Origin of the sequence: Thiocapsa sp. (genome assembly GCF_035467215.1) — a bacterium.
In the GTDB taxonomy this organism is placed as follows: domain Bacteria; phylum Pseudomonadota; class Gammaproteobacteria; order Chromatiales; family Chromatiaceae; genus Thiocapsa.
Map to the genome: position 1 here is coordinate 1 of NZ_DATITZ010000262.1, position 10,606 is coordinate 10,606.

The window sequence follows — 10,606 nt, forward strand, 5'->3', positions numbered from 1 at the left end:
CTGCCTGAATAATCGTAATCGTTGCCGACCGCCAGCAGGCCCGCGTACATGCGCTTGAGGTTGCCTGCGATGGTGATCTCCTCGACCGGGTGTCGGATCTCGCCGCCCTCCACCCAAAAGCCTGCGGCACCGCGCGAGTAGTCGCCCGTCACCGGATTCACGCCGTGCCCCATCAGCTCGGTGACCATCAGGCCGGTCCCCATCTCGCGCAGCAAGGCGGCGCGATCCAGATCACCCATGACGATGCGCAGGTTGCGCACGCCGCCGGCGTTGCCCGTCGTCTGCATGCCCAGCCGACAGCCGGAATAGGCATCCAGAAGATAGGTCTGTAGAACCCCGTTGGTGATCAGGTCCTTGGCACGCGTCGCAACACCGTCCCCGTCGAACGGCGCACTCGAGAGTCCCCGCGGCAGGTGGGGCTCTTCGTGGATCCGCACGAACTCCGGGAAGATGCGCTCGCCGAGGTGGTCGAGCAGGAAGCTGGTGCGCCGGTAGATGCTGCCGCCCTGGATCGCCGAAACCAGGCTGCGTATGAGGCCCGTCGCGACCTCGGCACGGAACAGGACCGGGACCTGACAGGTCGGGATGCGACGCGAGCCGAGCCGGGCCACGGTCCGCTCGGCCGCACGCTCGCCGACCATGCGCGCCGAATCCAGATCGGCCGCCGCGCGGGCGCTGGTCCACCAGTGGTCGCGCTGCAGGCTCTCGCCTTCCTGACCGATCACGGCGCAGCTGAGCCCGTGCCGACTGGTCGGGTAGCCGGCGACGAATCCGTGGCTGTTGCCGTAGACCTGGATCCCGGTGTGCGTGGAGAGGCTTGCACCCTCCGAGTTGACGATCCGCGGATCAAAGCCGCGGGCCGAGTCCTCGCAGGCCGCCGCGATCTCGATCGCGTCCTCGACCCCCAGATGCCAGGGGTGATAGAGATCCAGGTCCGGGATTTCGGCGGCCATCAGCGCCGCGTCGGCGAGGTGCGCGCAAGGATCCTCTTGGGTGTGCTCGGCGATGGCACAGGCCGCCTTCACCGCATCGCGCAACGCGCCGCTACTCAGATCGGACGTGCTCGCCGAACCCTTGCGGTTTCCGAAATAGACGGTGATCCCGAGGCCGTTGTCGCGTGTGTGCTCGACCGTCTCGACCTCGCCGAGCCGGACCGAGACCTCGAGCCCGGCGCTGCTGCCGACCGAGGCCTCGGCAGCCGTCGCGCCGCGTCGTTTTGCCTCCTTGAGGAGATCCTCGATCGTCTGTTTCAAGCGCGCGAGGCGTTCCGCGGTGTCTTCGGTGGCGGCAATCGACATGGAAAGTCCTTGGGTGAGAGAGGTTCCGGGCACGGCGTCGGTGGTCTGGTCGTGTCGAGAGAGCGGACCTCCCCGTCAGGCGTTTGTCCCGCCGACGGTCAGTCCATCGATCCGCAAGGTCGGCTGGCCGACGCCGACCGGGACGCTCTGACCCTCCTTTCCGCAGGTCCCGACACCTTGGTCGAGCCGCAGATCGTTGCCGATCATGCTCACGCGCGTCAGGACATCCGGCCCGTTGCCGATGAGGGTCGCACCCTTCACGGGGCGCCCGACCTTGCCGTTCTCGATCAGGTAGGCCTCGCTTGCGGAGAAGACAAACTTGCCCGAGGTGATATCCACCTGTCCACCGCCGAAATTGACCGCGTACAAGCCTTTGTCCACCGAGGCGATGATCTCCTCGGGATCACGCTCGCCGGCGAGCATGTAGGTGTTGGTCATGCGCGGCATCGGCAGGTGTGCGTAGGATTCGCGGCGACCGTTGCCCGTGGAGTGCGTCCCGGTCAGACGCGCGTTGAGCTTGTCCTGCATGTAAGCGCAGAGGATGCCGTCTTCGATCAGGACCGTGTTTTGGGTCATGGTCCCTTCGTCGTCGATGTTCAGCGACCCGCGACGACCCGGCAAGGTGCCGTCGTCTACGACCGTCACGCCCGGTGCGGCCACCCGCTCGCCGATCCGTCCGGCGAAGGCCGAGCTGCCCTTGCGGTTGAAGTCGCCCTCGAGCCCGTGCCCGATCGCCTCGTGCAGGAGTACGCCCGGCCAGCCGGATCCGAGCACGACCGTCATGGTCCCGGCAGGCGCATCGCCGGCTTCGAGGTTGGTGATGGCCAGACGCACGGCTTCGCGCGCGAAGGACATCGCTCGGTCTTCGAGTAGAAAATAATCCAGATCGGCGCGGGCACCGCCCCCGCTCGATCCCTGCTCGCGACGCCCGCCGTCTTCGGCGACGACGCTCACGTTCAGCCTCACAAGGGGGCGCACATCGGCCGACAAGGCGCCGTCGTCGCCCAACACCAGAACGGTGTCCTGCACGGCGACGACACTGGCCACCACCTCGCGCACGCGCGGATCGGCAAGCCGTGCCTCGGCATCGACCCGTTGCAGCAGCGCGATCTTGTCCGGATCGGGAAGACTCGCGATCGGATTGGTGGGGTCGTAGAGGCTGCGCTTGTTTGCAACCTCGCCGATGCGCACCTGCTCGCCCTGGCCGATCCGCGCGATCGCTCGGGCGGCTTCGGCCGCCTGTGCCAGGGCCGGGAAGCGCAGCTCGTCCGAGTAAGCGAAGCCGGTCTTCTCCCCGCTGATCGCCCGCAACCCGGCGCCTTGCTCGATACTGAAGTTGCCGTCCTTGATGATTCCGTCCTCGAGCACCCAGGACTCGAGCCGGCTGGACTGAAAATAGATATCCGCAGCATCCACGGCGGAGCCGGCCAGAAGTCCGAGCAGACGGTCGAGATCCTGCTCGGTCAATCCCGCGGGCTCGAGAATACTCGTGCGTGCAATCGCAATCGGGTCGGTCATCATCGGGTGTTGTCGGGCTCCGTCGGGGAGACAGGGTCGGGCGCGTATGCACCCGCCGAGCTGCCTAAGTGCATCAAAACTGCGGTCTCAAGCGCGGCATTTCAAACGACGATGGTCGACCGTCGGGAAGTTGCGTCTGACCGAATCCTGATAGTCGTCGTCGATGGCACAGCAGATGAAGCCCGAGCCGCGCGGCACCTGCGCGAGCACCGTACCCCAGGGATCGACGATCATGCTGTGGCCATGCGTCTCGCGGCCGTTGATGTGGAAGCCGCCTTGCGCGGCCGCGATCACGTAGGCCAGATTCTCGTTGGCCCGGGCGCGCACCAAGGTTTCCCAATGGGCCTCCCGGTGATGGCGGTAAAGGACGAGGGGATCGCCAGGATCTCCATGCCGCCGTCGAGCATGCGACGAAACATCTCCGGAAAACGCAGGTCGTAGCAGACCGCGACACCCATGCGTCCGAACGGCGTATCCAGGACGAGGGTCTCGTCCCCCGGCTCGATCGTCGCCGATTCCTGGTAACGCTCCCCGCCCTCGGGCAGACAGACGTCGAACAGATGCACCTTGTCGTAACGGCCGACCCGCTCGCCGCGATCGTCGAACACCAGACAGGCGGCCCGAACCTTGCCCGCATCGTGGGCGGCCAAGGGGATGGTCCCGCCGACGAGCCACACACCCTGCTGCTTGGCCACTCGGGCCAGAAACGCCTGCAAGGGTCCGTCGCCGTCCTCTTCGCGCAGCGCCAGTTGATCCTGATCGCGCTTGCCCATGAAGGCGAAGTTCTCGGGAAGCACGACGAGACTCGCACCCTTGTCCTTCGCCGCCTTGATCAGGCGCTCCGCCTCGAAGAGGTTGGCGCTTACGTTTGGACCGGTCGCCATCTGGACCGCTCCGACCTTCGGTTTTGTCTTCATGGTCTCTACCGCAATCACTGCTGCCCCGGCAGGCGAAGGGGCGGGCCAATCCGATTCGGCCTGCGTCGCGATCCGATCGGCGATTGGGGGGAAAGGGTCGTTGACACAACATCCGCTCGTGCATGCCCGAGCGACCCAAGGCGCCGCGCCGTCACCCTATCGATTCGGAACGATACCACCCCTGCCGGTCGGCCGAAACAATCCCGCTCGATCGGGCTCAATCCAGAAAGTGATTTGGCTCCGGCGGAGTCGGCGCTTCGCCGGAAGCGGGCGCGGGCGAGGCATCCACACCGACCGCCGGATCCCATCCGACCCGGCTGACATCCGGATTGCTCCAGGGTCCGGTCACCCGGTAGCGGTAACGGCCGAGTCGATCGATGGCATTACCGGCAATGCGATCGACCAGATAGACGGCGGCCCCCACCACCGGCCCGCCCGCGACCGCGCTGGCCAGCGCAACGCTCGAGCCGATCCGCGGCTCCACGACGACACTCTGCTCGAAACGCTGATGCACCAGATCGCTCGATCCGCTGACGATCACCTTGCTCGCCGGGCCATCGATGGTGAAGGCGTCGAGGGTCGCCTTGCCCTCGGCGACCTGGATCCGCGCCCGCATCTCCTCGAAGGCAAAACCCTGACCATAGAGATCGGTGAAGTCCATCGTCAGACGCCGCTTCAAGGCGCTCAGGTTCAGGAACCCCAACACCCGCCCGACACCGGGCTCGACGTCCAACAGCCGCCCCGAGCCTACCTCCACGTCCAGGACGCCGAGCGCCTGCGCCAGCTCGAAGTCGCCGAATCCCCCCGGCCAGCCCAGCATGAGCTGCGCCTGCATCGGCGCGTCCTCGAGTCGGTTCTGTGAATCCAAGGCCTCGAGCAGGACACCGGAATCGACGGACTCCACGCGCAACGAGACCTCGCTGCGACCGCCGCTTTCGGATCGCAGCCAAGCGGCCTCGCCCTCGGCCGTGACCAACCCCTCGCCGACCAGCCGGATGCTCGGCAGGCGAAGACCCAGGGCGTCCGGGCGCAGGTCGAGCTGCAGCGTTCCCAGAAGGGCATCGCCCCAGCTCAACCGCGCGATTCGCACGTCGATCGGGGGAAGGCCGCGAAACGGCTCCTCGACAGGCAAGGCCGAAGGCTCGGATTCGCCCTGCTCCGGCCTATCCTGAAAGGCGAGCAGGTCCAGTCGCTCCAGTGCAACACGCACGGGCGCCTCCTCCTCCGCCGGGATCTCGATCTCGCCTGCGAGCTCGTTCGCTCGCACGGCAACCTCCCAACCCTTGCCCGAGGACCCGCTGTCGATCGGCGCGAGGAGAAGATCGACGTCGGTCAGCCGAGGTCCACCCAACGCGAGCCGATCCACCTGCAGATCGGCACCGCGGAACCAGGCGGCGGCGCCGGGCGCGGGGGGCGACTCGCCGGCCTGTTTGCCGGTCGAGAGCGCCTCGAGGCGCCCCAGCCAGGCGGCCAGGTCGAGATCGGCCAAGCGCCCGTCCAGGAACACCCCTTCACCCTCGGGAGTCGGCGCGGACTCGCCCCCGAGACGCACATGCGCGCGCATCGCGGGCGGAGGCGAAGCGCCGAGATCGAGCATCAGATCGCCGGCCACCTCGCCGAGACGACCGGCGACACGCAAAGAGCTCCCGGGCACCAGCGCGCCGACAAGCTCGAGGTCACGCGTCGCCGAGGCGCTCTTGCCCAACGGCGCCGGCAGGTCGATCGCAAGCCCGTTCAGACGCGCGGCCAGCCGATAGTCGAGCGGCAGCGCCGCCGCGCGGACGTCGCGATTGCGGATGGTCACATCGAGATCCCAGTCGAGCTCGCCGCTCACGAGCCCCCAAGCCGGACTCGGAAAGCGCCGCCCGAGCTCCGTCGCCGGGGTGCGTGACCGGGCCTTGATCAGGGTCGCCGAGGCGTCCGCGACACCCGGTTTCAGGGTAGCGATCGAGAGGCTCAGCGGCCGGTCCCAGAGCATCCCTTCGAGCGCCTCCGAGGCAAGGCTCTTCTCGGTGAAGGTCACCTCGCCGCCGAGACGCGACAGCTCGACCGGGGTACCTCGAATCGCCAAGGTCGCCGGCTTCGGCCAGGACAGACGACCGGCAACGCCCAGTTGCCTCTGCTTAGTGAAGGGCAGGTCGATTTCGAGCCGGAGCTGCGAGTCCCCGGTCACCTCCAGGCTCCCGGCGAGCCGGCCCAGATCCCTCGACAAGGGGGTCTCGGTCAAGGTGCGCAGACCGTCGGAGAAGGGACCCTCGGTCTCGCCGACGATCCTCATGCCTTGCGCGCCCCAGATCTCCGGGATCTCGCCGCGTGCCTGCACGAGTCGACTGTCGAGGATACGACCGCGGTCCAGCTCGATGGTCAGCGACTGATCGAGGAAGCGAAGCCGACCGGCCGCCTCGCGGATCGCGGGCCAGTCGGGGAGATAATCGAGGACCGCATTCTCGAGCTCGAGCAGCAGCTCGAAGCGCCCCTCGTGCCCGCGGAACGGATAGGCGGCGAGCGGTCCGCGAAAGATCAGATCGGCCTGCGGCACGCGACCGGAGACGACGGCGCGCTCCAGCCAGCGCACCAGATCCCGGTGCATGATCCCGACCGGGAGATAGGGACGCACGCGCGAGCCGTCGCCGTCGTAAAAGCTTGCGCGCAGATCCATCAGTGGGCTTGAGCCGTCCGCCGAGAGATCCAGCACGAGCCTCGCCCGACCGGCCAGATCCGCATTCTCGAAGGTTAGATTCCGCGCCGAGATCCGAGCCGCGCCGGACGGGTCGATCCGCCAGTCGAGCCGAGTGGACAGCCGGTCGAGCGCAAGCGGCTCGCTGAAGAGCGGACGCAGATCCAGCGCGAGCCCGGCCGAGCCCACGCGGGCCTCGCCCCCCTCGCGGTCGGCGCGCAACCGCACGGCGAGTCCGTCGATACCCGGAAGCGCTCCCGTGCGATCCCAGCCGAGCCCTTCCCCTTCGGCGCGGACCGCCCAACGCGGGGGCTGCCCCGCCACCCAGTCGACCTGCAAGATCGGATCCTCGACACGGCCGCGCGGCTTGGCCGCGATCAGTCCGGCGACCGACTCGGGCAAGGACCAAGGAGAGGCGGAGAGCACCGAGGCCAAGGCAGCCAAGTCGAGCGGATCGCTCCTCACCCGCAGGCGATCCGGCCGCCCCTCGGAGGTCAAGCGCAGGTCCAGGTCGAGACGGGGCACATCGGCGTCGGCGATGCGCCCGGCGAGGTCTCCGATCTGCAGATGCCAGCCCTCCGCGCGCGGCCTGACCCGGGCGATCGCGCCCAAGTGTGCGACCTTCAGCGGCTCGGCCGGTCCAGAGTTCGACGGGCTGCTTTCTCCGTGCACAGGCCCCACCCGCAGGCCGCTCAGAGCGACCCGGATCAGCGCGTCCTCCAGACGTCCGGCGCCGATCCGCGACCAACTCTCGAGTCGGATGCGGCCGCTGCGCACGGAGACCGCCGGCAACCCGTTCCCGCGGAGGATCTCGTCGAGATCGCCGGCATCCAGACCGGCGTAAACGCGCCCGTTCCAAGAGGCCGGTTCGGTCGCGGGGCCGTCCAGATCGGCGAACAGGCTCAGCCGGTTCGGTCCGGGATCCCGGCGCAGCGATGCCACTGCGTGACCGATCGGGTGGCCGATCGAGTGAAGGGCCGCGGTTGCGGCCAAGGCATGGCGGTCGCCGTTGTTGAGGAGGCGCAGGTGCAGGTCCGTCAGACGCAACCCGGCGCGTGAGGTGGCCGGGCGGTCGTCGCGCAACAGGATCTCTCCCACCACCAGCTCGACACGGGCCTGCGTAAGCAAAAATTCGAGCGCCCTCGGGTCGCGCCCGCTCAGCGCCTCCAGACCGTCGAGCTGGAGACGGCCCTCCGAGTCGATGCGCGCCGCAAGTCGCGACCCGATCAAGGTCAGCGCCGTGATCTTCGGCACGCCCGCCCGGACAGACGCCAGCGGATCGATCGCGATCTCGAAGGCATCCAGCGCAAGGACGTCCTTGGACCGTCCTGGATTAGGGCCGGCATCCGGGCCAGGATCGGGATCGAACAGCCGCAGGTCGCGCACGACGAGACGCGGGCCGCGCCCGTCGAGCTGCAGCGAGGCTGAGCCCAGGCGCACCCGATAACCGAGCCGCTCGCCGAGCATCTCGGCGACCCAGCGGTTGTCGACCTCGGTCAGCGGGAGCGCAAAACGTGCAGCCGTGACGAGGACTGCAGCCAGCACGAACCCGGTTGTCGCGACCACGACGGCAAACGAGACGAGACGTCGTATGGAGCGGGTTGTGCGTGTATGCGAGAAAGACATGCCGGACGGTCGAGGGCGAACCTCAGATCAAAACCACGTCGTATTGTTCTTGGGTGTAGAGCGCCTCGGCCTGGAGGCGAATGGGACGCCCGATGAAGGCCTCGAGCTCGGCGAGATGGGCTGACTCTTCGTCGAGGAGCCGGTCGATGACCTCCTGGGAGGCCAAGACCAAGAGCGTCTCCACGTCGAACTGACGCGATTCGCGCAGGATCTCGCGGAAGATCTCGTAGCAGGTCGTCTGAGCGGTCTTCACCGAGCCGCGACCGCCGCAGTAGGGGCAAGGCTCGGAGAGCACATGCTCGAGCGACTCGCGGGTGCGCTTGCGGGTCATCTCCACCAGACCAAGCGAGGAGACCTCGGTGATGTGAGTCTTGGCGTGATCGCGCGCGAGACATTTCTCCAAGGCCCGCAGCACCTGGCGCTTGTGCTCGTCCTCGGACATGTCGATGAAATCGATGATGATGATGCCGCCGAGATTACGCAGCCGCAACTGCCGACAGATCGCCTGGGCCGCCTCCAGGTTGGTCTTGAAGATGGTCTCTTCGAGATTGCGGTGGCCGACGAAGGCACCTGTGTTGATGTCGATGGTGGTCATGGCCTCGGTCTGGTCGATCACCAGATGGCCGCCGGACTTGAGCTGAACCTTGCGCTGGAGCGCCTTGCGGATCTCCTCTTCCACCCCGTAGAGATCGAATAGGGGACGCTCGCCTTGGTAGTAGTCGATGCGCTCCTTGATCTCGGGGATGTATTTGGTCGCGAAGGCCATGGCCTTGTCGACCATCGCCCGCGAGTCGATGCGCACCCGCTCCACCTCGGGCGTCACCAGGTCGCGCAGTGCACGCATGGCCAGCGGCAGATCATCGTGGACCAGACCGATCTCGGTAGCCGCCGCGCAGCGCTCGCGGATCCCGCGCCAGAGCTTGGCGAGAAAGGCCATGTCCCGAAACAACGACTCCTCGGACACGCCGTCGGCCGCGGTTCGCGCGATGAAGCCGCCCTCGCCCTCGTGGGCATCGACGTAGCGCTGCAGGATATCGCGCAGACGGCGCCGCTCGTCCTCGTCCTCGATCTTCTGCGAGACCCCGGTGCTCGCCAGGGCCGGCATGCAGACCAGGTAGCGGGAGGCCACCGAGATGTTGGTCGTCAACCGCGCACCCTTGGAGCCCAGAGGATCCTTCACCACCTGCACCACGAGCCGATCGCCCTCGTGCACCAGCTCGTGGATCTGATCGCTGCGCGGCTCGCCGTGCGGTCCCATGATGTCGGAGGCATGGAGGAAGGCGGCTCGATCCAGGCCGATGTCCACGAATGCCGCTTGCATCCCGGGCAGCACCCGACAGACCCGACCCTTATAGATGTTGCCGACCAGACCGCAGCGCTCGGCGCGCTCGATGATGATCTCCTGCACCACGCCGTTCTCAACCACGGCGACCCGGGTTTCCGGCGGCGTGACATTGATCAGGATCTCTTCGCTCACGGGAACATCGCTCGTTGGCCTGTCTTGATATCGGTTTGAGCCTACCCGCGTTCGTCCCGGAAAGACAGGCGGCAGTGGTTTTCAGACGCGGGGCGAGACTGCGCCCGAAGCCGACCCGATCACCTGGATCCCCGCCGCAGCGAGCAGTCGACCCGTTTCGAACAACGGCAAACCCATCACACCCGAATAGCTGCCCTGCAGGTCCGAAATGAAGAGCGCGCCGATACCCTGAATGGCATAGGCACCGGCCTTGTCGCAAGGCTCGCCGGTGTCCCAGTAGCTCAGGATCTCGGACTCCCTCAAGGCGCGAAAGGTCACCAGGCTGTCGCTCAGGTCGGTCAGCTCAAGCTCGCCGACGATCAGGGCGACCGCGGTCAGAACCCGATGCGATCGCCCGGACAGGGTGCTCAACATGTGGGCGGCAGACGCCCGGTCCGTGGGCTTCCCGAGTGTCATGTCTCCGAGGACGACCGCCGTGTCCGCCGCCAGCACCGGCCGCGGTTCGTCCTCGGACACCGCGGCACGACCCGAACGCGCCTTCTCCAAGGCCACACGCCGGACATAGGTCTCGGGCGACTCGCCCGGCCAGCGCGTCTCGTCCGTCTCGGCCTCGACGAGGGCCACGCGCACGCCGATCTGCTCCAAGAGGGCGAGCCGCCGCGGCGAGCGCGAGGCGAGATAGAGGTGGTGGTCGGTTTCGCTGTCGGACCGGGGTTGGGGCATGGCTGTTGAGTCCAAAGGTTGCGGTTGGCTTCCTGCCTCCTGCTTCCTGCCGCCAGCTTCCAGCTGTCAGCTATCAGCTATCAGCTCTTACACGGCTAATCCCACCGCTCACAGCCGGCGGCTGGCGGCTTCAGTCTCCCCGATGGTACGGATGCCCCTGCACCAGCGTCCAGGCGCGATAGAGCTGCTCGGCGACGATGACCCGCACCAGCGGGTGCGGAAAGGTCAGCCGGGACAGTGACCAGCGCTGATCGGCTCGCGCCAGACAGGGTTCGGCCAAGCCGTCCGGGCCGCCGATGAGCAAGGCCAGCTCGCGACCCCCGGCCAGCCAGGTCCGCAACTGCTCCGCCAGGGCCTTGGTGCTCCAGGG

6 protein-coding genes and 1 pseudogene are annotated in these 10,606 nt (G+C 67.4%); all 7 read right to left on the reverse strand.

Going from position 1 to position 10,606, the window contains the following annotated elements:
- A partial coding sequence (gene pmbA, locus VLR48_RS14935) for a metalloprotease PmbA (RefSeq protein ID WP_325292555.1) occupies positions 1-1,298 on the reverse strand: 1,298 nt, incomplete at its 3' end.
- 75 nt (positions 1,299-1,373) lie between these two features.
- Positions 1,374-2,816 carry a metalloprotease TldD gene (gene tldD, locus VLR48_RS14940; RefSeq protein ID WP_325292556.1) on the reverse strand — a complete coding sequence of 481 codons (1,443 nt, stop codon included), beginning with the start codon at positions 2,814-2,816 and terminating at the stop codon, positions 1,374-1,376.
- Between the two features lie 87 nt (positions 2,817-2,903).
- Positions 2,904-3,733 (reverse strand): annotated as a pseudogene (locus VLR48_RS14945) (carbon-nitrogen hydrolase family protein).
- A 217-nt stretch (positions 3,734-3,950) separates the two neighbouring features.
- A complete protein-coding gene (locus VLR48_RS14950; protein WP_325292557.1) occupies positions 3,951-8,036 on the reverse strand; it encodes a YhdP family protein in 4,086 nt (1,361 codons plus the stop codon).
- 22 nt (positions 8,037-8,058) lie between these two features.
- A complete protein-coding gene (rng, locus tag VLR48_RS14955) occupies positions 8,059-9,513 on the reverse strand; it encodes a ribonuclease G (RefSeq protein ID WP_325292558.1) in 1,455 nt (484 codons plus the stop codon).
- Positions 9,514-9,594: 81 nt separating this feature from the next.
- The gene (locus VLR48_RS14960) at positions 9,595-10,236 is read right to left on the reverse strand and encodes a nucleoside triphosphate pyrophosphatase (protein ID WP_325292559.1); all 642 of its coding nucleotides are present in this window, start codon (positions 10,234-10,236) and stop codon (positions 9,595-9,597) included.
- Between the two features lie 130 nt (positions 10,237-10,366).
- A partial coding sequence (locus VLR48_RS14965) for a 23S rRNA (pseudouridine(1915)-N(3))-methyltransferase RlmH (RefSeq protein WP_325292560.1) occupies positions 10,367-10,606 on the reverse strand: 240 nt, incomplete at its 5' end.